The 24600-nt window shown below is 50.9% G+C and carries 19 protein-coding genes; 7 read left to right on the forward strand and 12 right to left on the reverse strand.

The features are described from left to right. The first annotated feature begins 2 nt into the window (after positions 1-2). Complete coding sequence (gene rpiA / locus H8K38_RS15770; protein ID WP_186885798.1) at positions 3-674, forward strand: ribose-5-phosphate isomerase RpiA; 672 nt, start codon at positions 3-5, stop codon at positions 672-674. Positions 675-939: 265 nt separating this feature from the next. Here the strand turns inward: rpiA and H8K38_RS15775 are convergent, their stop codons facing one another. The 5 genes from H8K38_RS15775 to H8K38_RS15795 form a co-directional block, all read right to left on the reverse strand. After that, positions 940-2745, reverse strand: a complete 1806-nt coding sequence (locus H8K38_RS15775) for a hypothetical protein (protein ID WP_186885799.1) — start codon at positions 2743-2745, stop codon at positions 940-942. A gap of 135 nt (positions 2746-2880) precedes the next feature. Continuing rightward, positions 2881-4146 (reverse strand): HD-GYP domain-containing protein, encoded by a 1266-nt coding sequence (locus tag H8K38_RS15780; RefSeq protein ID WP_186885800.1) that lies wholly within the window; start codon positions 4144-4146, stop codon positions 2881-2883. A 275-nt stretch (positions 4147-4421) separates the two neighbouring features. Then, positions 4422-4694 (reverse strand): oxidative damage protection protein, encoded by a 273-nt coding sequence (locus H8K38_RS15785; RefSeq protein WP_186885801.1) that lies wholly within the window; start codon positions 4692-4694, stop codon positions 4422-4424. A gap of 79 nt (positions 4695-4773) precedes the next feature. Next, the gene (gene argA, locus H8K38_RS15790) at positions 4774-6084 is read right to left on the reverse strand and encodes an amino-acid N-acetyltransferase (RefSeq protein ID WP_186885802.1); all 1311 of its coding nucleotides are present in this window, start codon (positions 6082-6084) and stop codon (positions 4774-4776) included. A gap of 124 nt (positions 6085-6208) precedes the next feature. Further along, positions 6209-7357: a tetratricopeptide repeat protein gene (locus tag H8K38_RS15795; RefSeq protein WP_186885803.1), complete on the reverse strand. Its 1149-nt coding sequence runs from the start codon at positions 7355-7357 to the stop codon at positions 6209-6211. 333 nt (positions 7358-7690) lie between these two features. Here H8K38_RS15795 and hrpA point away from each other — a divergent pair, with 333 nt between their 5' ends. Beyond that, positions 7691-11899 (forward strand): ATP-dependent RNA helicase HrpA, encoded by a 4209-nt coding sequence (hrpA, locus tag H8K38_RS15800; RefSeq protein WP_186885804.1) that lies wholly within the window; start codon positions 7691-7693, stop codon positions 11897-11899. 75 nt (positions 11900-11974) lie between these two features. On the opposite strand, the gene H8K38_RS15805 is transcribed toward hrpA, so the two are convergent. Then, the gene (locus tag H8K38_RS15805; RefSeq protein WP_186885805.1) at positions 11975-12661 is read right to left on the reverse strand and encodes an NAD(P)H-binding protein; all 687 of its coding nucleotides are present in this window, start codon (positions 12659-12661) and stop codon (positions 11975-11977) included. Positions 12662-12833: 172 nt separating this feature from the next. On the opposite strand from H8K38_RS15805, the gene H8K38_RS15810 reads away from it, so the two are divergent. Further along, positions 12834-13730, forward strand: coding sequence for a DMT family transporter (locus H8K38_RS15810; protein ID WP_186885806.1), 897 nt, complete (start codon positions 12834-12836; stop codon positions 13728-13730). 25 nt (positions 13731-13755) lie between these two features. Here H8K38_RS15810 and H8K38_RS15815 read toward each other — a convergent pair whose 3' ends face one another. After that, positions 13756-14355 (reverse strand): hemerythrin domain-containing protein, encoded by a 600-nt coding sequence (locus H8K38_RS15815; RefSeq protein WP_186885807.1) that lies wholly within the window; start codon positions 14353-14355, stop codon positions 13756-13758. Positions 14356-14621: 266 nt separating this feature from the next. Beyond that, positions 14622-16484 (reverse strand): oligoendopeptidase F, encoded by a 1863-nt coding sequence (gene pepF, locus H8K38_RS15820; RefSeq protein ID WP_186885808.1) that lies wholly within the window; start codon positions 16482-16484, stop codon positions 14622-14624. A gap of 388 nt (positions 16485-16872) precedes the next feature. Here pepF and H8K38_RS15825 point away from each other — a divergent pair, with 388 nt between their 5' ends. Further along, on the forward strand, positions 16873-17838 hold the full coding sequence (locus tag H8K38_RS15825) for a bile acid:sodium symporter family protein (protein ID WP_186885809.1): 966 nt from the start codon (positions 16873-16875) through the stop codon (positions 17836-17838). Between the two features lie 63 nt (positions 17839-17901). Next, entirely contained in the window at positions 17902-18699 is a 798-nt protein-coding gene (gene otnI, locus H8K38_RS15830; RefSeq protein ID WP_186885810.1) for a 2-oxo-tetronate isomerase, read from the forward strand. A 152-nt stretch (positions 18700-18851) separates the two neighbouring features. Here the strand turns inward: otnI and H8K38_RS15835 are convergent, their stop codons facing one another. Then, positions 18852-19877, reverse strand: coding sequence for an NADP-dependent oxidoreductase (locus H8K38_RS15835; protein WP_186885811.1), 1026 nt, complete (start codon positions 19875-19877; stop codon positions 18852-18854). 354 nt (positions 19878-20231) lie between these two features. Here H8K38_RS15835 and purU point away from each other — a divergent pair, with 354 nt between their 5' ends. Both purU and H8K38_RS15845 read left to right on the forward strand, forming a co-directional pair. Next, positions 20232-21107: a formyltetrahydrofolate deformylase gene (purU, locus tag H8K38_RS15840; RefSeq protein WP_370587107.1), complete on the forward strand. Its 876-nt coding sequence runs from the start codon at positions 20232-20234 to the stop codon at positions 21105-21107. Continuing rightward, complete coding sequence (locus H8K38_RS15845) at positions 21107-21649, forward strand: YaeQ family protein (RefSeq protein WP_186885812.1); 543 nt, start codon at positions 21107-21109, stop codon at positions 21647-21649. The genes purU and H8K38_RS15845 overlap by 1 nt, the downstream gene beginning before the upstream one ends. Positions 21650-21665: 16 nt before the next feature. On the opposite strand, the gene H8K38_RS15850 is transcribed toward H8K38_RS15845, so the two are convergent. The 3 genes from H8K38_RS15850 to H8K38_RS15860 form a co-directional block, all read right to left on the reverse strand. Next, entirely contained in the window at positions 21666-22364 is a 699-nt protein-coding gene (locus H8K38_RS15850) for a phytanoyl-CoA dioxygenase family protein (protein ID WP_186885813.1), read from the reverse strand. 138 nt (positions 22365-22502) lie between these two features. Further along, positions 22503-23480, reverse strand: a complete 978-nt coding sequence (cysK, locus tag H8K38_RS15855) for a cysteine synthase A (protein ID WP_186885814.1) — start codon at positions 23478-23480, stop codon at positions 22503-22505. Between the two features lie 409 nt (positions 23481-23889). Next, complete coding sequence (locus H8K38_RS15860; RefSeq protein WP_186885892.1) at positions 23890-24561, reverse strand: alpha/beta hydrolase; 672 nt, start codon at positions 24559-24561, stop codon at positions 23890-23892. Positions 24562-24600 lie beyond the last annotated feature (39 nt).

Here is a 24600-nt window from a genome sequence, read left to right on the forward strand (position 1 = left end):
ACATGACCCAGGATGAACTGAAACGCGCTGTTGCCCAGGCAGCGATTGCTTATGTTGTTGAAAATGAGATTGTCGGCGTCGGCACAGGCTCGACTGCCAATTTCTTTATCGACGAGCTGGCAAAAATGAAGCATAAAATTAAGGCGGCCGTCGCGTCGTCGGAAGCTACCGCGCAACGCTTGCGTGATCACGGCATCACCGTACTCGATCTGAATGAGGTGACATCCATGCCCGTGTATATCGACGGTGCAGATGAGATTACGCCACAAGGCGCGATGATTAAAGGCGGTGGCGCTGCGCTGACCCGTGAAAAAATTGTAGCTTCCGTGGCCGATAAATTTGTCTGTATCGCCGATGGCTCTAAACTCGTTGATCAATTGGGCAAGTTTCCATTGCCGGTCGAAGTGATTCCTATGTCGCATGCGGTGGTGACGCGTAAGCTCAATGCGCTGGGTGGTGAGGCACGTTTGCGCTTGAAAGACGGCAAACCTTTGCTGACGGATAACGGCAATATGATCCTCGATGTGCATGGCCTGCAGATCGCTGATCCGGTGGTACTGGAAGCGACGATCAATAACATCGTGGGTGTCGTGACGGTGGGTTTGTTCGCGCGACAAGGTGCGAATGTCTGTCTGCTGGGAACGGCAGAAGGCGTGAAAACACTGCAATTCTGAGCGCGCGTTCTGAGTGCTCATACTGAGTGAGATGCAGAAATTTTCACGACAGACCTGCGACTGATTTGCAATGGACTCAAACAGATCGGTGAACATAAAAATGGCTGTTATTGACAGCCATTTTTGCATACTCCCCCACTAATTTAATAAAACCACCGTCATCTCCTTATAAACAAAGGGCTGTTTTATATACTGGGGGGAGTATATTTTAAGCTTCCAGACATCCTTTTTGGCATGCCGCAGGCATGAGGTCGGGGTGGCCATGTTACTGCGGTGTGAATTCGGTTAATTCGATTTGTCTTGCGCCTCCTTTTTTGCTGGCGCAGTCAGGGCAATATGGCGTCATTATTTCCATCGATTTCATGTAGGAGTAACAGCCTTTATCTGGCGCTGCACCGCTGTGGAAATACGCTTTGTAGCAAATTCTGGCCGTTGTGGCGCTGCGGTTTTCGATGACTTCATAGCCCCAGTAACCCGATTTGGTCGTGCAAGTGCTGAGCACCACGGGCGCGCCGATGACTTGCCAGCTATCGCAAATTGCATCTGAAAACTGTTTATGATTTTGCGGCGTAGCGATGCCGTAGGCGCCGTATATTGGTCTCACATCCAAAGGTAGTGGCGTGACGCAGGAACCGTTAGAGAGTATTTGCGGCGCTTTGCAGGTCACTGGTGTCGGCGGCGTGACGCATACACCATTCTGCGGTATTTGTGGCGCGTAGCAGGTTGGCGTGACTGGGGCTGCGGTGGAAGCGGCCGGATAGCCAGCCGTCATCAGATAATTGGTCGCGTCATTGACAGCGGTTTTGCCTCGGTTTGCGAGATTGTTTTGTATCGCTGTGCGGAAGGCCGCTGCCAGGGCTGTATTGCTCGGGTAGGTTTTTGCCCGCCACAGCCGGTCGATGATCTGCCGGAATTCTTCGGCAACGCTTTTGGCATAAATTAAGGCTTCGGCGGTATCCGGGTCTTGTAACTCTTCATTGCTGACAAAAATGGAATTGACCAGTGTGTCGCAATCGTAAGGGCCCGCATAGCAGAGCATGACACCGTAATAGTTTCCGCTTTGAACCGGAGTGATGGTGAAATAAAACACAGGACGAATCGGAACTGGTGCGGTGGCGGTGACGCAACTGCCATTTTGCAGTATTTGCGGTGACGTGCAACTGATTGACGGCGGCGTAGAACTGGTTGATGTACTGAATCCAAAACGGCTGAGTTGCACCGGCTTTCCGTTTGGCAGTGTCATCGTCGCAGCATCGGCGGCAGTGAAGTTGAAGCTCATATCACCTGCATTGGCTTTTAGTCCCGCTGATTTGTAGCCGCCGATTAAAGTCTGACCGCCAGCATATTCCTGCAGTGATCCGCTGAGTTTGTTCGGTGCGGATAACGTGGCAGAACTGACGTACCAGGTCGGTTCGCCAGCGTTGTCGTACATGAAGCTGCCAATAAAGGCCTGATTGCCCTGTACTTCAATAAAATAGCCGCGCCCGCCTTCTTTGTCGCTCCACCACCAGCCATTCTGAAAACTGGCTGCCGAAGCCTGAAACGGCGCCGGAGTGGAAATCGGAAACCGCTGCAGTTTGACCGTAATCGCGTTTTCACCGGTATCCGGCGTGACATACAGCGTACCTTCAGTCGCGGACGTAAACGAGAGTACTGCATATCCAACCTGACTCTGCGTCGCACCTTTATAGTCGCCAGTCAGACTCTGCCCGCCGGCAAAACGCGCCAGCGATCCTATGAATTGTTTGTTCGACTGCATTTCCATCGTGGTGACATACCAGGTCGGATGGCCATTGCTTTCGTACAGAAAGCCAGATAAAAATATCTTGTCTCCCTGACGTTCAATCGCAAAGCCACGACCGCCTTCTGCCGGGTTCCAGTACCAGCCTGTTTCGGGCAAAACATAGATTGTGTCACTGACTGCACCGCTTGCAGTGACGGCACGGATGCCGGCAACTGGTGCGACCGTTTCTTTATTTGCAGAGGTGTCGCCTGATCCACAGGAAACGAGTGCCAGTAACATGAAAATGCTGAACAAGCGGCTGAGAGCGGTGAGGATAGTCCGGTACATGATGTCAACCTTGTCAGAACAAATCGTGCTTAATATTTTAGCATTCTCGATTGTGCTGACATTAAAATGCTGGCTGAGGTTGCACTGATACGACACTCACTGGATCGGTAAGATGAAGCAGAGTTCTGACGCTGCTCATGCAGTGATGACGAAGTGGCGCGTCATGGTATCTCTGAGTAATGCATGTATTTGTTCTTCGTTCATGGACGAGATCGTGTTGTAGACCGAACTGGCGATGTCGAGAAATTGTGCCAGCAGATCCGGGTCGAAATGGCTGCCTGCGCCTTCCCTTAAAATCGCTATCGCTTGCTCGTAGCTGAACGGTTCTTTGTACGGACGCTTTGAGCACAAGGCATCAAATACATCCACAATCGCAAATATCCTGGCTTCCAAGGGAATGGCATCGCCCTGTAGCCCACGCGGATAACCCTGGCCATCCCATTTTTCATGATGAGCCGCGACCACGGCGGCTACGCTGGGCAACCAGCCTGCTCCTTTGACGATCTGTTCGCCATGTTCAACATGGGTGCGCATAATCTGCATTTCTTCCGGCGTATGTTTGCCCGGCTTTAACAGGATCGCATCCGGAATACCGATTTTGCCGACATCGTGTAAAAAACTGCCGATGATCAGTCCTTGCATGTGTTCGCCGCTCAAACCACGTTGCTCGCCCATCAGCGCCGACATCCAGGCAACCCGATAATTGTGCGAGCCGGTATCTGAATCCCGTTTTGCGATGGCGCGCCCGAGCGCTTCCATCATCGAAATGTGCGATTCATAGATCTGCAGCGTTTTGCGTTCGTTTTCTTTTGCGAGATAGGTGACCACCGGGTAAATCGTCATCCCGCACAGCAATGACGCAATCGCCACCATCAGCGCAACGATGCTGGCATCGGCAGAAATTTGCTGCATTTGCCATTCGGGTATCACGCGTACACCTTCAAAATAGCCGCTCAGTTTCTTTTGCTTGTCAAACAGAGGAACGAACACACGGATGGCCGTTCTTTTTTCTCCTTCCAGACTGATCGCATTATTTTCGTAGTGCGTATCCTGATAATCCGGGCGTGCATGATGTGGCAACTGGTTTTCAACCAGACTTCCGGTCGGTGTCATTTGTTCAGCTAATTTTTTGCCTTGCGCATCGTAGACTTCGGCAATGTCGAATATGCCGCTGGTCAGAATGTTTGCGCCATTTTGTGCTTGCCTGGCGTTATCGGTATCGGATTTGCTTGCATCGTTCAGAAACGCCAGCGGGCGGCGACTTTCTTCGATGGCAAACGAAACGACTTCTTCTTCGGCATTTTCGCGTGAAATCAGCCAGGCCAGAGGGCTGCCAAGTATCGCCAGCAGCAGACTGACCAGTCCTATCCTGAGTGCTGCCCGTTTTTTGTAGATGTTCATCGTTGAACCCAGGGTTAGGTGCATTTTGGAATAGAAATATCAGTGAGAATGCTCAGCATATAAGGCATTTCTGAACAAAATCTTAAGAAAACACAAAAATGCACAGGTTTCCCATAAAAACAGCAAAAACTGACTTTTTAAATAACTGTGAACTGTGATTCTTTGATATGACGAAATACCATCATGCCGATATCGATACGTTGCGCGCTGATTTTTGATGCGTTACTAAGAAAAAAGCCCGCGAGTTGCGGGCTTTTTATCTGAACGGCAGGTGATTATTCCGTTGGCGGTACATAACCGGCAGCGGCGTCGGCACCGTCACCAAAGAAATGTTTTTCCATCTGCGTCGCCAGATATTTACGGGCGCGGGTGTCGGCAAGGTTCAGGCGGTTTTCATTGACCAGCATGGTCTGATGTTTCATCCAGCCAGCCCAGGCTTCTTTGGATACGCTTTCATAGATCTTTTTACCCAGCTCACCCGGATATGGCGGGAAATCCAGGCCTTCAGCTTCTTTGTTCAGTTTGATGCAGTGGACCATACGGGCCATAGTAATACTCCTTAGTAATTCGTCAAAACACAGCGGACGTCACAGTAATTCAATCGCCGTGGATTATAAAGCCAAGTGATCAGAGCTGCTTGATCAACACCAATGACTTGCGCTGCCAGTTGTACATTTTTTGCCGGTCTTTCGGCAAATCGTCGACGGTTGCTTTGACAAAGCCGCGTTTCAGGAACCAATGCTCAGTACGGGTTGTCAGCACAAACAGTGAATGAAAGCCAGCGCGGCGTGCGCGTTTTTCTATGTGTTTCAGAATACGTTCACCGTCGCCCTGACTCTGTACGTCCGGATTGACCGTCAGACAGGCCATTTCGCCCATTTTTTCAAACGGGAATGGATACAAGGCGGCACAACCGAAGATCACGCCATCATGCTCGATGACTGAGAAGTAATTGATTTCACGTTCTATCAGTTCACGGCCACGCTTCACCAGCGTGCCGTCGGCTTCGAGCGGTTCTATCAGTTTAATAATGCCACCGACATCTTCAATCGTCGCTTCGCGCAGACTTTCCAGATTTTCTGAAGAGACCATTGTGCCGACGCCATCATGCGTAAACAATTCCAGCAGTGCGGAGCCGTCCATTTCATACGGCACGATATGAATACGCGGCACACCGCCACGCGATGCCTTCACTGCATGCTCCAGATAAAACGCAGAATCCGGCGGCAGGTAATTGGCAGCCAATTCTTTTTCTGCCTGAATGAAGGAAAGCTCGCGGATTTCAGCACCTTCGCGATCCACCATCATCGGCGTTTCTGAAATGAAAATCAGCTTGTCGGCGCGCAGCGCACTGGCGGCTGAGACGGCGACATCTTCCATCGTCAGGTTGAATGCTTCGCCGGTAGGAGAAAAACCGAGTGGCCCCAGCAAAACCAGGCTGCCACCATCCAAGATGCGGCCTATGGTGTCGTAAGCGACTTTGCGCGCGGTGCCTGTCAGGCCGAAGTCTACGCCATCAACAATGCCTATCGGTTTGGCGGTGACAAAATTACCGGAAATCAGGCGTATCGCAGCGTGTGCCATTGGGGTGTTGGGCAAGCCCTGACTGAATGCTGCTTCGATATCGAGACGCAATTCGCCAGCGGCCTCTTTCGAGCATTCGAGTGCGGCGATATCGGTAATCCGGATACCATTGTGAAAACGGCCTTCCACGTTACGCAAGGCGAGTTGTTCAGCGACCTGCGGGCGTGAGCCGTGGACGATGACAATTTTGATGCCAAGTGCGTGCAATAAAGACAAATCCTGTGCCAGCACGGGCAGTGCACCTGCCATGACCAGTTCGCCGGGAAAGGCGACCACAAAGGTTTTGCCACGAAAGGCGTGAATATACGGCGCGACTGAGCGCAGCCATTGAACGAATTGAACAGGATTTTCCATCCGCCAATTATAATCTTAGACGAGAAAGCAGATGACCTTGCAACGTGGTCGAATTTCCACATTGTTGTCAATCAGACGCCGGATCTCGTATCTGTAAGTGCCTGATCGCTAATATTTGAATGGCTTAATGGTACGTGGCTTTAATCCTTTCCAGTTTGCCTGCATATAAATTCCGGGCCTTGCGCGTGGTGCTGTTGGTCTGCGCCAGTGTAAGTTCTTCTATCGCGTCCTTGGTTTCACCCAGTTTTAAATGTGCCAGTGCAAGCCATAAATGGAATTCGTCATAATTCGGGTCGCGTTTTATTTCCCGTTTGAACAGGGCTTTGGCTTCGGCGTATTCACCACGATCCATGGCAGCCATGCCACGGTTAAAGTAGTGGAAGGGAGCATTCGGTTGCAGGTTTGCCAGCCTGTCGGCATATACCTGTGCTTCAGACTGGCGGTCGACTTTGCGCAATACTTCGATCAGATTGCTGAGCGCCATCGTGTTTTCTTTTTCTTTGCTTAGAATCTGCTTGAAGACAGTTTCAGATAACGCCAGATCTCCATGCTGGTGATATACCACGCCAAGGGTATTGTAGGCGGCAATGAAATCAGGATCGCTCATCAGTGCCGCACGGGCAAACCAGTAAGCGTCGTTGACCTGATGTTGTGCCAGCGATTCAGCGGCGCGGTTGTTGAAATACATGGCAATGACGGTGGCTTCAGCTATCAGTTCCGCACGCTGACCACGCAGATCCTTGGGAGGGAGAAAATCTATCACCATGGATTGACTATATTCCTGCGCGGAGTTCCTAAATACCGATTTGTTTCCCAGTACGATATTCACATGTCCTACCGCAAAATAAATATCGTTGTTGCGGCTCCAGGATTCATTCATCATGACATTTTGAAATTGCACACTCATGCCCAATTCTTTTGCCAGTGCTGCAGTCATCAACACCAGCGACAGGCAATTTCCGGAGCGGGCGTTGAAGGCCTGAGCAGCATTGCGGGTCATTTCCGCATCGTATTCAAGCTTGATCTGGCCTTTGGTGGAAAGTGCTTCAAACAGGGCTTTTTGTGGGGATTTTCCACGTAGTTGGGTAGCAATTTCATTTTTTATGTACGTATGCATTTCGTTGCTGACCGCCATGACATCTTCTGCATTGATGGATGTCGGTGCCGGGCCAAAGCCCTGATCGTGAAGTTGTAGGTTACTTAATTTTTGGTTGGGTTGGCTGGCGCAGGCGCTCAGCAAACTGGCGAAGAGCAGAATAATCCAAGTTTTCATTTTAATCCTCACGCGTCTGTATTTTGACTGAAACACATTTCAATTTTGTTGATGAAACAGGTTCTTCATTTAGACAGCAATCTAGGCTACTTTGGATTGCGAAATAGCTACGCAAAATGGGTCGTAGACGTAAGGTGGTAGTCTCAAATTTTTGTTTTCTTCATTATAGGTAAAGAAATAATGCAAGGATTTATTTATATGATTTGATGCTTGTTGCAAGTCCGATGCGTATCGATTCGCAATCTTGTTTTGATCGGGGTGAAGCCGCAGTGTTGTGGTGAGCAGTGCAACATTTCCTGTGCAGCGTAAAAATCAGGGATAATGCGCAGCGCTATGTCTTCAAATAAAACACCTAAAAATTCCCAAAAAAAAGCAACGTCCACCACGATAGATGGTTTGTCGGGGCTGCGCGAGCTACGTCAACAATTGCGGCAAGCTGCACCAGTGGCAGAAAAACCGGCAACGCCGGCAGCGAAGCCGCCGGTCGCGCAGGTGCGACAAGCAGCGTCATCAGCATCGTCGGCGTCGTCAGCAGCATCGCTAGATCAGCGTGGGCATTCTCAGCGAGCCGCAGCTAAGCCTGCCGGGCAGTCGCCGGTGCGTGCTGGCGCGAAGCCCGCCAATGCTAAAGCTGCTAGCGCTGCCACGGCTGCTATAGTAGCTGATGAAAGCAGTCTGCCTTTCCGCAACCCTCTGCCGGTCATTACGTTTCCGGAAGAATTGCCGGTGTCCGGTAAGCGTGCCGAGATTGCCGAAGCCTTGCAAAAGCATCAGGTGATCATCGTCTGCGGCGAAACTGGTTCCGGTAAAACCACGCAATTGCCGAAAATTTGTCTGGAACTCGGGCGTGGGCGCAAAGGGCTGATCGGTCATACCCAGCCGCGCCGGATTGCGGCTTCATCAACGGCCAAGCGGATTGCACAAGAACTGAATTCACCACTCGGCGAGCATGTCGGTTTTAAAGTGCGGTTTACCGATACGCTGAGCAAAGGTGCCTCGGTCAAATTAATGACGGACGGTATTTTGCTGGCAGAAACGCAGACCGACCCCTTGCTGCGCCAGTACGACACCATCATTATCGATGAGGCGCATGAACGCAGCCTGAATATTGATTTCCTGCTCGGTTACCTCAAGCAATTGTTGCCCAAGCGCCGCGATCTGAAGATCATCATCACGTCCGCGACGATCGATGCGCAACGCTTTGCCAACCATTTTGCTGACGATGCTGGCAATCCGCGTGGCGCCGAACCCAAACCTGCGCCGGTGATTGAAGTATCGGGGCGGCTGTATCCGGTGGAATTGCGTTATCGCCCGGTGCAGGACACCGATAAAGATAAAGAACGCGATCTGATGACCGCGATTACCGATGCGGTCGATGAGTTGTGTCGTATCGGCTCTGGTGATGTGTTGGTGTTTTTGCCGGGCGAGCGCGAAATCCGCGATGCGGCGGAAGCCTTGCGCAAACATCATCCGCCACACGTCGAGATACTGCCTTTATTTGCACGCTTGTCGGCACAAGAGCAGGAGCGGGTGTTCAAGGTATCGAATTCACGCCGTATCGTATTGGCGACGAATGTGGCTGAAACCTCGCTGACAGTGCCGGGCATCCGGTTTGTGGTTGATACTGGCCTGGCGCGCGTCAAGCGTTACAGCTACCGGAACAAGGTAGAGCAGTTACAGGTTGAATCGATTGCGCAATCGGCGGCGAACCAGCGTGCAGGTCGTTGCGGACGTGTCTCTGCTGGTGTTTGTATACGACTATTTGACGAGCAGGAATTTAACCAACGCATCCGGTTTACTGAACCGGAGATTTTACGTTCCTCGCTGGCCGCTGTTATTTTGCGGATGAAGTCTTTACGACTCACCGATGTGGAAACTTTCCCGTTTATTGAACCGCCGCCGGGCAGAGCGATTGCCGATGGCTATCAGCTCTTGCAAGAGTTGGGGGCGATGGACGATACCAATCAGCTCACAGCAGTCGGTCGGCAATTAGCAAAGTTGCCGTTAGACCCGCGAGTCGGACGTATGATCCTCGCAGCGCGTGATAATCAGGCCTTGCAGGAAGTATTGATCATCGCTGCCGCTTTATCGGTGCAAGACCCGCGCGACCGACCGATGGACGCGCAGGCGGCAGCCGATCAGGCGCATAAAAAATTTGCGGATGAAAAATCTGAATTCATCTCGTATCTGAAAATATGGAAATGGTTTGAGGACGCGATAGAGCACAAAAAAACCAACCGTCAGTTGCAGGATAATTGCCGTAGCAATTTCCTGAGCCAGATGCGCTTGCGCGAATGGCGCGAGGTGCATTCGCAATTGCTGACCATTGTGAAAGAGCAGGGCTGGCGTCTGAATGAAACTGCGGCCACTTATGAACAACTGCATCTGTCTTTATTGACCGGTTTGCTCGGGAATATCGGCTATAAATCCGAGGAAGAAGCGCATTACCTCGGCGCCCGTAGTATCAAATTCTATATCTGGCCCGGCTCCAGTCTGGCGAAAAAAGCCGGACGCTGGATTATGGCGGCAGAGCTGGTCGATACGACGCGCTTGTATGGTCGTTGTATCGCCCAGATACAGCCCGAATGGCTGGAAAAAATCGGCGGTCATTTACTGAAAAAATCCTATGGCGAGCCGCGTTGGGAAAAGCGGACGGGTCAGGTGTCGGCGTTTGAACGAGCGACCCTGTATGGATTGGTTGTCTACAACCAGCGCCGGATTCAGTATGGTTTGTATCATCCGGTCGAAGCGCGCGAGATTTTTATCCGTGAAGCATTGGTGGAAGGCGAGTTCGAGACGCGTGCGCCGTTCTTTGCCCACAACCAGAAACTGGTGCGGGAAATTGAAAATCTGGAACACAAATCGCGCCGCCTCGATGTATTGGTCGATGCTGAACTGATCGTCGCGTTTTACGACAAGCTGATTCCGCCTGATGTGTATAACGCAGTGTTGTTTGAGGAGTGGCATAAAGAAGCGATCAAAGCCAATCCCAAACTGCTGCATCTGAATAAAGACGATCTGATGCGTCACGAGGCTGCAGGCGTGACGACGGATTTATTCCCGAAAACCATGCAGGTTTCCGGTGTGGCGCTGCAACTCAGCTACCATTTTGAACCCGGCAGTCCGCGTGATGGTGTGACGCTGACTGTGCCTTTGTTTTCGCTGAATCAGGTGTCGGCAGAACGCTGTGAGTGGCTGGTGCCCGGTATGCTGAAAGAAAAAGTGCATTTGCTGATCAAATCCTTGCCGCAAAAAATACGCCGCCATTGCGTGCCTTTGCCGGAATATGCGGCAGGATTTTGTGAGCGCAATGACTTTGGTAAGGGCAATTTTCTGGATGCCGTGATTGCCGATATCCGCGAGCAAAAAGGTTTGCTGTGCAAAACCATAGATTTTAAATTTGAAACCGTGCCTGTGCATCTGACGATGAATTTTAAAGTCGTGGATGAACATGGCCGCCAGTTAGAAATGGGGCGGAATCTGGCGAATCTGCGTGCTGAGTTTGGCGGGCAGGCGCGTGAAAGTTTCCAGAAAATTGCGAGTGCGGAAAAGCTGGCGCTGTTGGACGCACAGGCAGCAAATGTGCGCGGAACAAATCAGGGGAAAACGTCCGCAGCGGCGGATACCTCACGCGCCTCTGCAGCGAATAAAAACGGAAGCGCAGCGTCTGCAGGCGCAATGCCAGCGCTGAAGCAGGAAAATTTCACTGGCTGGACTTTCGACAGCCTGCCGGAATTGCTGGAAGTACAGCAGGGTAAGCAAACCCTGATCGGGTATCCGGCGCTGGTGGATAAGCTCACGCATTGTCATATCGAGGTATTTGACGATCCGGACGAAGCAGCGCGGGTGCACCGGATAGGCTTGCGCCGTCTGTTTGCCTTGCAACTCAAGGAGCAGGTGAAGTTCCTTGAGAAAAATATTCCCGGTCTTCAGCAAATGGGCATGCAGTTCATGGCGCTGGGCTCGCAGGAAGAATTGCGCGAACAGATTATCCAGACGGCGATTGAACGCGCGTGTCTGCAGCAACCCCTGCCAACTAATTCGGGTGAATTTAATATCCGCCGCGAGGAAGGGAAAGCGCGCCTGAATTTGCTGGCGAATGAAATCGCCCGCATGGCGGGGCAGATTCTTACGGAATATCACAGCCTGCCCAAGAAAATTCAGGGCATCAAAGCCCACGCGCAAGCAGCGGCTGATATCCAGAATCAGTTGCAGATGTTGATCACTAAACGTTTTATTGCCGAGACGGATTTCAGCCAGCTGGCGCATTTTCCGCGCTATCTGAAAGCGATCACGATACGCATGGATAAGCTGCGTGCCGATCCGGCGCGTGACGCTAAATTGATGGCCGAGTGGAACAGCGTTGCCCAGCCTTGGCAGCGCGTGCCACGCAAAACGGGAGCCGATGCTGATCCTAAGTTGCTGGAGTTCCGCTGGTTGCTGGAAGAGTTGCGGGTGTCTTTGTTTGCGCAGGAGCTGCGCACGCCGATGCCGGTGTCGGTGAAACGCTTGCAAAAAGTCTGGGAAAGTATGCAGCGTTAATTGCTGCGGAACTTAAAGTGAATGTCTGAATAAATACGTGCCTTTCCAGTGTTTTTTGGCTGGAGAGGCAGATTTTTATTGGACTTGCTTAGATTTTTCTGTCATGCGTGTCAGCGCACCCTGCAATTGATCTGACTCCAGAATCACGACGCCATCGGTTGCAGTAAAGCTTGCATTCATGGCTGCATACAGCATCGCGGCTGCAACATCAGCGACATCCACCGCGCTGTAGCGGTGCGGTATCAGCGAGCCGAATAGGCGGGATAAGAAGATTGCGATGGCTTCTGCCGGGCGTTTATCTTTTCTGGTGCCGCCGCTGAGCAGTGATGGACGCACTATTGTCAGCGCTGAAAATCCCAAAGCACGCAAATCATTTTCCACTTGGCCTTTAACCTGTAAATAAAAGGAACCGGCATCTGCATTTGCACCGAGTGCCGAGTTATATACAAAATGTCTTGTGCCTGCGGCTTTGGCAAGGCTGGCAGCGGCTATTACATAGTCGTGGTCGATACGGGAAAATGCGGCTTTTGATCCGGCGATCTTGATCGTCGTGCCGAGCGCACATAAGACCGCATCTGCCTGCCACCAGTCTGCATCCTGTGGCAAGTGGGCATAGTCAACGATGGGGTTGTGTAGTTTAGGATGGGGCGCCAACGCTGTGCGCGTCGGCGCGATCACTTGAGTTACATCCTTGTGCGCCAGGGCTTGCGCAATTAATTGCTGCCCCACTAAGCCGGTACCGCCCAGAATTAATAATTTCACTTTTACCTTCTCTCTTTTTGCTGTGCCATCAACTTAGCGACGGCAGCGTCTGCCGGTATTTTAGAGGCGAATCGGACATATTGCAGCCATCATGCTGGTCGCCGCAGCCTGTGTCAGGATGGTATGCTGTCGGACTTTGTTGTCCGCCATTTCTTTCCTGCTTCGATTTTGTATGAATCATAAACTGACTCCCGGCACCATTTTTTTACTGGTATTGGCACCACTGCTTTGGGCAGGTAATGCGGTTGTCGGACGTATGATACATACGATGGTGCCGCCAGTGACCTTGAATTTCTTTCGCTGGGCAATCGCTTTTCTGATTTTGCTGACGATGGCGGCCAGTATTTTTAAACGTGGCAGCATATTCTGGTTTCGGTGGTATCGCTACGCATTACTCGGGCTGCTCGGTGTGGGTATGTACAACGCCTTGCAATATCTGGCTTTACAAAGTTCGACGCCGATCAATGTGACGCTGGTGGCAGCGAGCATGCCGGTGTGGATGTTATTGATCGGGCGCTTATTTTTTCATGCGCCGATTTCCCGCTCTGCTGTAGCCGGTGTGGTCGTCTCGATAGCTGGGGTATTGCTGGTGCTGTGTCGCGGTGAGCTTCAGCATTTAATGGCGCTGCGTCTGGTTCCCGGCGATATGCTGATGCTGCTGGCAGCGATTTGCTGGTCACTTTACAGCTGGCTGCTGACACGTGGCGGCGACGGTGAGTTGCGTGATCACTGGTCACATTTTTTATTGGCGCAGGTCAGCTTCGGGCTGGTGTGGTCGGGTTTGTTTGCGGCGGGTGAATGGATGCTTGTTGCTCCTGTGATTCATTGGAGCGGTACGCTGATCGCTGCGATCATTTTTGTCGCAGTCGGGCCGGCGCTGATCGCCTTTCGCTGCTGGGGCATGGGTGTGCAACGGGTCGGACCAAGTATCGCTGCGTTTTTCAGTAATCTGACGCCCTTGTTTGCCGCTTTGCTGTCATCGTTATTTTTAGGTGAGACGCCACAACTGTTTCATGCGGTAGCGTTTTTGCTGATTGTTGCCGGTATCCTTTTATCTTCAAGACGTTGACGTCGCCTTGCAGATTAGCTGTGTTTTACAGTGGGTCGGGCGCGCCCGCAGCGATAGAGCCGTTACTGACGATGTAGGAAAACAATTGTTCGTAGCGATAACGTTCACCTGTGTCGTCAAGCTGATGGCGATTTTCCATAAATGCCTGATCCACTTCCTGCCAATCGGTAACATTCAATACCAGTTTGGCGACCGGTAACACATCATTTTCCTCAGCGTGCATGTGCGCGTAATAGAAAAGAGCATATTGCTCCGCCAGATCTCTGAAATGCGGAAAAGCCGGGGCTCCGCAAAACTCGTATTTCAGCAACGCATTGTGCAGATTGCGTACCAGGCATTCGCCGTTGCCATGTTGCTCGATCAACGCATCCAGCACATTGTCGAGCTGGTGTGTACGCTCTTTAATCTTGGAAAACAGAAATTTGTCTTCTTTAGGATGATGTACTTTTTCCGGATATTCGCTGATGTAAAAAAGAATGGCGCGGAATAATTTAAGATCAGGTGGCGCGTCTCCTTTATCTGTCGAACGCACAAATTCCAGCATGGTCTGTATGACGGCAGACAAATGCTGATGTTCTTGCTGAATGATATCGATGGATATTGGATGGAAGTTTCTGGCGCACATAACGGTCTCCGCAGAATTTTTTTATACTGTACTCTGTGCACCTTATTCGCTGTTTGATGCCGATCAAATAAAGCGAGACGTACCAACGGATTTCGTTGACTTCCGCTGATTTTTTAGGTTGATCGGTGTTCGCGTCCGCATTCGGCTCTTGTTTTACTCTCCACTTATGCTCGTTTGATGAGTATTTTTTATTGCCCTGCTTATATAAAAAAACCTCGTTCCCATTAGCAGGGAACGAGGTTGACTGACTACGCTTTATCAGCGTTTCAGCGTTTTGCAACGATGGCTTCAATCTGATCCATGATGCTATTCATGCGTTTAAACACTGCTTGATATGGTGCTGGCGATGCCAGATCGACCCCAGCTTTTTTTACGAGATCGTAAGGATAAGCAGAGCCGCCAGCTTTCAGGATATTCAGATAATTGTCGCGTGCGCCTGCTTGCGATTTCAGGATTTCATCGGCAAACATAGAACCGGCAGCAATCGAGGTCGCATACTGAAACACATAAAAGCGATTATAGAAATGCGGGATGTAAGCCCATTCTGTGGCATAGACATCATCGATTTTCATGACGCCTTCTTTATCGCCGTGATAGCGCTTCAGGGTGTCGCCGTAGATTTTAGTGAGGCCTTCACCAGTCAGCGATTCACCTTTGTCCACACGTGCATGCACTTCACGTTCAAAGTCTGCAAACATGGCCTGACGGAAGAATGTGCCGCGCAAATTTTCCAGTGCGGAACCCAGATACAGCAGACGCTCATCGTCGCTCTTCGCGATTTTCAGCATGTGATCAAGCAATAATACTTCGTTGGTGGTTGAGGCAATTTCAGCGGTGAAAATAGGGTAGTCAGCGGTGCTGAACGGCTGATGTTTATTCGCCAGATACGAATGCATCGCATGGCCCCATTCATGCGTGAGTGTGGAGACCGACTCGTAATCGTCGTTGTAATTCAGCAGTATGTATGGGTGTACGTCATACGCGACGCCAGACATGTAGGCACCTGAACGCTTGCGTGGGCGAGGGTAGACGTCCATCCAGCGCGCAGTACTCGCTTTAGTAATCGCATTGACGTAGTCGTCACCAAGCGGTTTGACTGAACTCAGCATCAGTTTCACACCGTCGTCGATGCTGTAAGTGAAATTGCCGGAAACCAGTTGCGGGTAAATATCGAAGTAGCGCAGATCTTGTACGCCCAGCATTTTCGCGCGTAATTTGAAATAACGGTGCAGCGTCGGCAGATTGGCGCGGGTCTGATCGACCAGCGTGTCATATACAGCGCGCGGTATATTGTTGCCATCCAGCGCATGGGTCAGTGAATCAGGATAATTGCGCACTTTGGCATACACGGCGTCGCGTTTGAGTTGTTCGTAAAACGTGACGCCGTAGCTGCGTTCAAACTCTTTCCATTTGCCCCAGAACGCATCAAACACCAGCTTGCGGTCAGCACGGTTCGGTGAAGCGCGGTATTTGGTATAAGCGGCCTGATCGATGGTGACTTGCTGACCATCCGACAGCGTGACTTTTGGCCACGGCATTTCTGCATTGGACAATGTTGAGTACACAGCAGCGGGAGCATTCATTGCCATGCCAAAGCTTGCGATCAGTTCTTCCCCTTTTTTATCCAGCGTGTGTTGCGCGCCGCGCAGTATGTCGTGCAGGCCAAAGCGGTAGGCGGCGAGTGATTTGTCCTGATTCAGATACGCATCGATTTTCTTTTGCCCCAGCTTCAGTATCTCCGGACGGAAGAAAGAACTCGCTTCTTCGAGCTTGCTGCCGATGATATCCGCATTTTGCGCAATGTCTTGTCCCTCGTTGTCACCGGTATCCTGATCGCGGAATTGCGACGCATAGGTCGCCAGACGTGCATAACGTTTCAGAATATCTGCATTCAGATCGAGACAGGATTTAAAGCTGCTGATCTTGTCGCCCAGATGACCGCTGCATTTTTGCAGCTGGACTAACTGTGTTTCCAGATTTTTTGCATCAGCGTTCCACGCAGCGCGATTGGCATACAGATCGGTAAGATTCCAGCGTTGCGCTTCAGTGTCGTTACTGTGCGCTGCAAAGCCGCTGGCAGGAAAGGCAAATGCGAGTGCCAGCAAGCTGGCGATCAGATGTTTTTGCATAGAGTCTCCGGTGTTGAGTATTGCCGGCAAAAGCCGGTAAAGGTAATCACAAACGATGTAACGAACAATGTGACAAGTGATGCGATAAAAGCAAAAATATACAGGTAAATCTATTGTATGAATTCAGGTAACAGGCAGATGAATCACAGATTTGATAAAACCCGTGCAATTCCGGAGAATCTTCTGGTTTTGCTTCGTTTGACTATTTTTTATACGATTTAGATTTCCCTTTTTCTGATTTGAAAACGCAATTTTTTGTGCCCGGCGTTGTACTTGGGTGCAGTTTGACTGTCACAGTTTTGCGAACAGCAGAATTGCATTTTGATGAGGGGAATATTTTCAGATGATTCAAGTACAATGAAGCTCGTTTTTATTTCTATTGCCGCCTATGAAACGCCCCCGCTTTTTACCTGACAACATGACTTTACTTTTGCTGAGTGTGATTCTGATCGCCAGTTTTTTCCCGGTGAAAGGAGAACTTGCAGTCAGCGTTGATCATCTGTCGACACTGATGATTGCGCTGCTGTTCTTTATGCACGGCGCTAAATTATCGCGCGAGGCAGTGGTGGCAGGAATGACGCACTGGCGTTTGCATTTGCTGGTGCTGGGAGTGACATTCGCCTTATTTCCTTTGCTGGGAATGCTGCTCAAGCCAGCTTTGCTGACAGTGTTGACTCCGGATTTGTATCTGGGGATTCTGTATTTGTGCTTATTGCCGTCGACGGTGCAATCATCGATTGCTTTCACCTCGGTTGCGCGTGGTAACGTTCCTGCCGCCGTCTGCAGCGCTTCTGCGAGTAACTTGCTCGGCATCTTCATCACGCCTTTATTGGTCAGCCTGCTGATTAAAGCCAACAGTGATGGACATTCGTCGGCCGATGCGATGCTGAAGATCGTTTATCAATTGCTGTTGCCGTTTGTGGCTGGACAGATCATGCGCCCGTATTTACAGGCATGGATCACTAAACATGCGAGCGTGTTAAAAATGGTCGATCAGAGCTCGATTCTGCTGGTGGTATTCGTGGCGTTCAGTGAAGCGGTCGTACAAGGATTATGGCATCAGGTGCCAACGCTGATGTTATTGGGCCTGCTGCTGATCAGTGCGGTGATACTGGCATTAGTAATGGGTTTTACTACTCTGATCAGCCGTCGTCTTGGCTTTAGTAAGGAAGACGAAATCACTATTGTTTTTTGTGGTTCTAAAAAGAGTCTGGCCAGTGGTGTACCGATGGCGAAAGTCTTATTTTCCAGCGGTTCCGTCGGCATGGTGTTGTTACCCGTGATGCTGTTCCATCAATTGCAACTGATGGTCTGCGCCGTACTGGCGCAACGCTACGCAAATAGACCAAAATAGAAATCAACAGAATCCTGCCAATGTCAGGCCCGCCTGAATGCCGGGTTTTTTAAGGAGAAATACATGCCTCGTTTTGCTGCCAATCTCAGCATGATGTATACCGAAGTCGATTTTCCTGCGCGTTTTGCTGCTGCGGAAAAAGATGGTTTCAGTGGAGTGGAATATCTGTTTCCCTACGATTATCCGGCGCAGCAATTACGTGAATTGCTGGACGCGAATAATTTACAGCAAGTGTTGTTCAATGCGCCACCGGGGAACTGGGCAACCGGTGAACGTGGCCTGGCGTCGTTGCCGGGGCGCGAAGACGAATTTAAGCGTGGCTTTGATCAGGCGCTGGAATACGCCCGCGTGCTGGGCAACCGCCATATTCATGTGATGGCAGGGCTGATACAGCCTGAGCAGGATAGGGTGCGTCATCGCGCGGTCTATCTGGGTAATCTGGCGTATGCGGCATTGCTGGCCTCGCGTGAAAGTCTGACGGTGTTAATTGAACCTATCAATACCCGTGATATGCCGGGATATTTTTTATCTGAGCAAAATATGGCGCAGGAAATCTGTGAAGAAATTGGCGTCAGCCATTTGCAAGTGCAGTTCGATATGTATCACTGCCAGATTATGGAAGGCGATATCACACGCAAGCTGCAGCGGGATATGCGCCGGCCGCAGGCCGGCATCGGCCATATACAGATCGCCGGTGTGCCGGATCGCCATGAACCATCCGAAGGCGAAGTAAATTACCCGTATCTGTTTCAGCTGCTGGATGATTTGGGCTATAACGGCTGGATAGGTTGCGAATACCTGCCACGGTCGGGAACCTCAGAGGGGCTTGCATGGATCAGACCCTGGCAGCCGGCGAAGTAAATCGCTTCCGTATCGCGCGGCGAGTGTGATCGAAATAGCCCGTCGATGTAATTCTCCGCTGATGGCGTCTTCATTTCATCGTCGGTAAGCAGAATAAAAAAACGGCCTGTGTTTTTCTCAGGCCGTTTTTTTGTATCAGTTCAGATGAAAAATTACTCGTCTGCGACTTGCAGAATCAGCTTGCCGAAATTTTTTCCATCGAACAGCATCATCAGCGTGTCAGGGAAAGTTTCTATGCCTTTGACGATATCTTCGCGGGTGTGGAATTTACCTTCTGCCATCCACTTGCTCATTTCTGCGACCGCTTCGCCATAACGTGCGGCATAATCAAAAACGACGATACCTTCCATGCGCGCACGATTGACCAGCAGCGATAAATAATTCGCTGGCCCCTTAACTGGTGTTGTGTTGTTGTATTGAGAGATTGCACCGCAGATGATGATGCGCGCTTTCATATTGATGCGGGTCAGCACGGTATCGAGAATGTCGCCACCAACGTTATCAAAATACACGTCTACGCCATTCGGGCAATGTTCTTTCAGTCCGTCACGTACAGAACCGGTTTTGTAATCGATGCAGGCATCAAAGCCGAGCTCATTCACCACGAAATCGCATTTGTCTTTACCGCCAGCGATGCCAACGACGCGGCAGCCTTTTTGTTTGGCAACCTGACCAACCGTTTGACCGACCGCACCCGCCGCACCAGAAACGACAACAGTCTCGCCCGCTTTCGGCTGGCCGACATCGAGCAAGCCAAAATACGCAGTCATGCCAGGCATGCCGAGCGCATTCAGGTATTTCGGTAAAGGTGCGAGTGCTGGATTAATTTTGTAGAAGGCTGCTGTTTTATCATTCGCCGCGCCAACCCAGTATTGCTGCACGCCGGTGCCGCCGGAAACATAATCGCCGACCGCAAATAAAGGCGATTTCGATGCCACCACCTTGCCGACACCGCCAGCGCGCATGACTTCATCAATCGCGACCGGGCGGATATAGGATTTGCCTTCATTCATCCAGCCGCGCATCGCCGGGTCGAGCGAAATGTAGATCGTTTGGACGACGATTTCACCATCGTTAATCTCTCTGACTTGTTCGGTGGTGAATTTCCAGTCGCTGTGTTTCGGTGTGCCGACTGGGCGGGCGGCGAGGCGGTATTGTTGATTGCTGAAGCTGCTCATAGTGTCTCCTGTGTTTTTGGTGATGTCTTACGTTTTACGGATGGTGGCTATCGCTGTTTTTGCGCCAGCCTTAATATACACGAAATAGAACGTACGTGCTTTTTGTTGCCGCTATTTTAAAACGCCGTGAAATTCAGAACCGATTCTCGCTAATCTGGCACCGATGCGCGACGTACCTGCGATGAACGTGCGACAATAGTCGGTTAGTTTTTTAGATCAGGACTGACGCAATTTGTCCCGGCGGGGCGGTTTTGCGTAAGTCCTGTAGCTTTGTTTTGCTTTAAAATTGCAGATTATTCCAAATTAAATTTGCCTCACCCCCGAATGTCATGTGTATTCGGGCGAAAAAATAACATGATGACCATACGACCAGAATATATTCTCACCCTTTCTTGTCCTGATCAACGCGGTATCGTACACAGCGTTTCAGGATTTTTAGCCAATCATGGCTGCAATATCATCGATTCTGCGCAGTTTGGTGATGAACAATCCGCCACGTTTTTTATGCGTGTGCATTTCGCTGTTGAAGATGCTGGCGTCAAAGAGACAGCATTACGCGAAGAATTTGCGGAACTTGCTCACGGCATGCAAATGAGCTGGAAGCTCAATGACGCGCACCACAAACCAGCCGTGATACTGATGGTTTCAAAAATCGGTCATTGCCTGAATGATTTGCTGTTCCGCTACAAGAGCGGTTTATTGCCGGTGGAAATTAAAGCCATCGTTTCTAATCACACCGATTTTTATCAGCTTGCGGCCAGCTACAATATTCCTTTCCACCATTTGCCACTGGCTGCAGGTGCGTCGGCTGAGGCCAAGCGTGCGCAGGAAGAAAAAGTATTGGAAATCGTCGCCGCTAATCAGGCTGATCTGGTGGTGCTGGCGCGCTATATGCAGATTTTATCGCCGCAGATGTGTGATGCACTCAAAGGCAAAGCGATCAATATTCATCATTCGTTTCTGCCTAGCTTTAAAGGCGCGAAACCCTATTATCAGGCGCATGAACGCGGTGTGAAACTGATCGGTGCGACTGCGCACTTTGTTACTGGCGATCTGGATGAAGGCCCGATTATTGAGCAGGATGTTGAGCGCGTTGATCATGCGATGGAGCCGGAAACACTGACAGCCATTGGTCGTGATGTTGAATGCGTGGTGCTGGCACGTGCCGTCAAATGGTTTGTTGAACACCGTATTTTGCTGAATGGTCACAAAACAGTGGTGTTCAAATAATGGCCTTGAAATCGATTATCTATAAAGCCGATCTGAATATCTCTGATATGGATCGCGGCTATTACGCCGACCATAGTTTAACGATTGCCCGCCATCCATCGGAAACCGATGAACGCATGATGATACGCGTGCTGGCATTTGCCATTCACGCCGCTGAGCGTCTGGAATTCGGCAAAGGCATTTCCGATACGGAAGAGCCGGATCTGTGGGAAAAAGACTATACCGACGCGATACAACTGTGGGTGGAAGTTGGTCAACCCGATGACCGCCGTTTGTTGAAAGCCTGCGGGCGCTCAGAGAAAGTGATCGTCTACAGCTTTGCCAGTGCCAGCGATATCTGGTGGAAGCAGATGAACAGCCGCCTCGATCGCGCAAAAAATCTGAAGGTGATGAATGTGCCGTCGGCACAAAGTCAGGCGCTGGAAAAACTCGCACAACGTTCTATGCAATTGCAATGCACAATACAGGACGGGCAAATCTGGATGTCCGCAGGCGATGCCTCGGTGCAGATCGATCTGGAAATGCTGAAGGATTTTGGTTGATCTGATGCGTGCGCTACTAATGCGCTGGTGACAGCCGTTCAGCCCACTGTAACGGTGCGGGTAGTTCCGCATTGATCATTTCAAGGTGTAAAACCCGGCGTTGGCTGCATTCCTGCGATTTTTCGGATGCATGTACTATCAGAGGCCGCATCAGTAAAACGTCGCCGGCCTTGAGTTCGCAGCAATAAGCAAGCTGTGCTGCGGTCACGATGTTAAGTTCATCTGATGTCAGTTTGCCGTGGCGGTGGCTACCTGGTATCAGTTTTAATGCGCCATTTTGTGGTGGCGTATCATCCAGCGCAAAACGCCATGTCAGCATGTTTTCCAGAATGCTGGCTGGTGGTTCAACATGCACAATCCCATTTTTCATTGTCCACTTTTCGTAGCCTGCGATTCCGGCAGCGGTGTTGACGCAAATGGTTTTATCCTGATGCCAGGGAACGAGCCAGTTGTGGGACGCATTTTTGTTAAAGAATATACTCCGCACCGTTGTCGCGCCTGATAACCCGACATTGTTCAGTATGTTGGCGATATGAGATGTGGGGAGCGCCTTCAGAATATCGGGGCAATGCTGCAATACTTGTCTGACACCATATTGCTCCTGAACCGGGTGGCAGGCATCACGCAGCGCGTCAAGCTGTTCAGGAGTAAGAAACTGGCGAAGTATCAGGAATCCATCTGTTTCCAGCGCTGCTTTCATTTCTGCTGGTTGCATATCTTTATGAAAGAATTTGTTAACCTTGTCCGAATGAATGCAGGAAAATTCCTGATCAGACTTTCGCGTGTCGCCGCCTTTTCAGATGGTGCCGGTATTGAAGAGCGATACCATCTGAAATGAAAGGCTGTGAAGTAATTAAGCAGGTGCTACGCCAGCCGCGTCAAAATAGCCATCAAACAGGACGGAGCTTAAATAACGCTCACCGGAATCAGGCAAAATCGCGACGATGGTTTTGCCTGCATTTTCAGGCAAAAATGCGAGTCGGGTTGCTGCCGCGACCGCTGCGCCGCACGAGATGCCGGCCAGTATGCCTTCTTCTTTGGCGAGTCGCTGCGCGAACAGCACCGCATCTTCATTGCTGACTTGTTCCACCTGATCGATCAGCGATAAATCCAGCACATCAGGCACAAAGCCAGCGCCTATACCCTGGATTTTATGTGGTCCCGGTTGCAAAGGCAGGCCAGCGCGTTGCTGCGTCAGTATCGGGCTGGAAGTCGGCTCTACCGCAACGGTATGCAGTGCTTTTCCCTGCGTCTTTTTCAGGTAACGGGAAACGCCGGTAATGGTGCCGCCGGTGCCGACGCCAGCGACAAAAATATCGATGTTGCCCTTGGTGTCTTCCCAGATTTCCGGACCTGTCGTGCGTTCATGTACTGCCGGATTCGCCGGATTTTTAAACTGCTGCAACAAGACATAACGATCCGGGTCGCTGGCGCGGATTTCTTCGGCTTTGGCGATCGCGCCATTCATGCCTTTAGGCCCTTCGGTCAGTACCAGCTTCGCGCCGAAGGCAGCGAGTAATTTCCGGCGTTCTATGCTCATGGTTTCCGGCATCGTCAATGTCAGCGGTATGCCTTTGGCTGCTGCGACGAAAGCGAGCGCGATACCGGTGTTGCCGCTGGTGGGTTCTATCAGTTCTTTGCCAGCGCCAAGCAATCCGCGTTCTTCGGCGTCAGCGATCATCGCCGCGCCGATACGGCATTTGACGGAGTAGGCGGGATTGCGGCCTTCGACTTTCACCAGCACCGTTGCGCCTGCACCGGCGGTGATGCGGTTGAGGCGAATCAATGGTGTGCGTCCGATGGAATCTGCGTTGTTCAAATAAAGTGCCATGATGGTCTCTCAGAAGTTGGGTGTATGGATACTACGAGTCAGGTGATGCCGCGTGATTGATCTTTATCAAGCGTGCTTCCTTACATTTTTTGCGTATATCGATATGTAAAAAAAGAGGGTCGACGCTTTTCCTTTTGTCATACTTTTTTGCTGCTCAGGATGTGCGCGTACTATACATCGCAATCAGTGAATGTGGGCATGGTGCGGTCGTTCTGATGCGCTGATCGCCATTGCTGCTGAACTCAGGCAAGCCTCAGTTTTGCGCTTTGATTTTATAAAGAAATGACGAAAAACGGGGAGTATATGCAAAAAACGCCTTATTCTCGGCAGAAAATAAGGACGTTTTAAAATACTGGGGGGAGTATATTTAAGGCGTTTTTGCCTCTTGCAACGGGCAACAAACGCAAATTTACGCTGCCAACACCTTGCGCAACCACAGCCCGATATCGCGGATTTCTTCGGCGCAGACTGAATGCGGCATCATATATTCATGCCATTCGATCTGATAACCGAGCTCTTTCAGCAAATCGCGCGATTGCTCTGCGCGTTGAATCTGAATTACTGGATCGGCGCGGCCATGCACCAGAAACACCGGTGTCTCCTGATTCGCCGCACTGCGTTCGGTAGCAACCACATCACGCAATGGCACATAGCCGGATAAACACAGCAAGCCTGCCAGTTTTTGTGGATAGCGTAAGCCGGTTTGCAAGGTCATCGCGCAACCTTGCGAGAAGCCCGCGAGGAAAATTTTATTAGCCGGAATGCCGCGTGCGACTTCGCGCGCGATCAGTTTTTCAATTTCCACTTGCGATGCGCGTAAGCCTTTTTCATCTTCGCGGCGGGCGATGTCGGTGCCCAGAATGTCATACCAGGCGCGCATCACGTAGCCATTGTTGATCGTCACCGGCATCGTTGGCGCGTTCGGGAACACGAAGCGTATGCCGGGTAAGCCGCTCAGATTGAGTTCCTGAACGATAGGAACGAAATCATTGGCATCTGCGCCCAGACCATGCATCCAGATAATGGCGACGCTGGGATTGGTGGCGCTTTCAATTTCTACGGTGTCGAGGTAATTGCTCATGGCTGACGGAGTATTTTTCTTGGTTGAAGGGGAATTGCG

The organism is Undibacterium sp. FT79W, from assembly GCF_014284215.1.
Lineage (GTDB): Bacteria > Pseudomonadota > Gammaproteobacteria > Burkholderiales > Burkholderiaceae_D > Undibacterium > Undibacterium aquatile.

What these genes read in the sequence shown, in the direction of transcription:
- pepF (WP_186885808.1), bottom strand. Translation starts at nt 16,484, where the DNA reads ATGCAAAAACATCTGATCGCCAGCTTGCTGGCACTCGCATTTGCCTTT.
- otnI (WP_186885810.1), top strand. Translation starts at nt 17,902, where the DNA reads ATGCCTCGTTTTGCTGCCAATCTCAGCATGATGTATACCGAAGTCGAT.
- H8K38_RS15810 (WP_186885806.1), top strand. Translation starts at nt 12,834, where the DNA reads ATGAATCATAAACTGACTCCCGGCACCATTTTTTTACTGGTATTGGCA.
- hrpA (WP_186885804.1), top strand. Translation starts at nt 7,691, where the DNA reads ATGTCTTCAAATAAAACACCTAAAAATTCCCAAAAAAAAGCAACGTCC.
- H8K38_RS15785 (WP_186885801.1), bottom strand. Translation starts at nt 4,694, where the DNA reads ATGGCCCGTATGGTCCACTGCATCAAACTGAACAAAGAAGCTGAAGGC.
- H8K38_RS15815 (WP_186885807.1), bottom strand. Translation starts at nt 14,355, where the DNA reads ATGTGCGCCAGAAACTTCCATCCAATATCCATCGATATCATTCAGCAA.
- H8K38_RS15775 (WP_186885799.1), bottom strand. Translation starts at nt 2,745, where the DNA reads ATGTACCGGACTATCCTCACCGCTCTCAGCCGCTTGTTCAGCATTTTC.
- purU (WP_370587107.1), top strand. Translation starts at nt 20,232, where the DNA reads ATGATGACCATACGACCAGAATATATTCTCACCCTTTCTTGTCCTGAT.
- cysK (WP_186885814.1), bottom strand. Translation starts at nt 23,480, where the DNA reads ATGGCACTTTATTTGAACAACGCAGATTCCATCGGACGCACACCATTG.
- argA (WP_186885802.1), bottom strand. Translation starts at nt 6,084, where the DNA reads ATGGAAAATCCTGTTCAATTCGTTCAATGGCTGCGCTCAGTCGCGCCG.
- H8K38_RS15850 (WP_186885813.1), bottom strand. Translation starts at nt 22,364, where the DNA reads ATGCAACCAGCAGAAATGAAAGCAGCGCTGGAAACAGATGGATTCCTG.
- H8K38_RS15795 (WP_186885803.1), bottom strand. Translation starts at nt 7,357, where the DNA reads ATGAAAACTTGGATTATTCTGCTCTTCGCCAGTTTGCTGAGCGCCTGC.
- H8K38_RS15860 (WP_186885892.1), bottom strand. Translation starts at nt 24,561, where the DNA reads ATGAGCAATTACCTCGACACCGTAGAAATTGAAAGCGCCACCAATCCC.
- H8K38_RS15780 (WP_186885800.1), bottom strand. Translation starts at nt 4,146, where the DNA reads ATGAACATCTACAAAAAACGGGCAGCACTCAGGATAGGACTGGTCAGT.
- rpiA (WP_186885798.1), top strand. Translation starts at nt 3, where the DNA reads ATGACCCAGGATGAACTGAAACGCGCTGTTGCCCAGGCAGCGATTGCT.
- H8K38_RS15845 (WP_186885812.1), top strand. Translation starts at nt 21,107, where the DNA reads ATGGCCTTGAAATCGATTATCTATAAAGCCGATCTGAATATCTCTGAT.
- H8K38_RS15825 (WP_186885809.1), top strand. Translation starts at nt 16,873, where the DNA reads ATGAAACGCCCCCGCTTTTTACCTGACAACATGACTTTACTTTTGCTG.
- H8K38_RS15835 (WP_186885811.1), bottom strand. Translation starts at nt 19,877, where the DNA reads ATGAGCAGCTTCAGCAATCAACAATACCGCCTCGCCGCCCGCCCAGTC.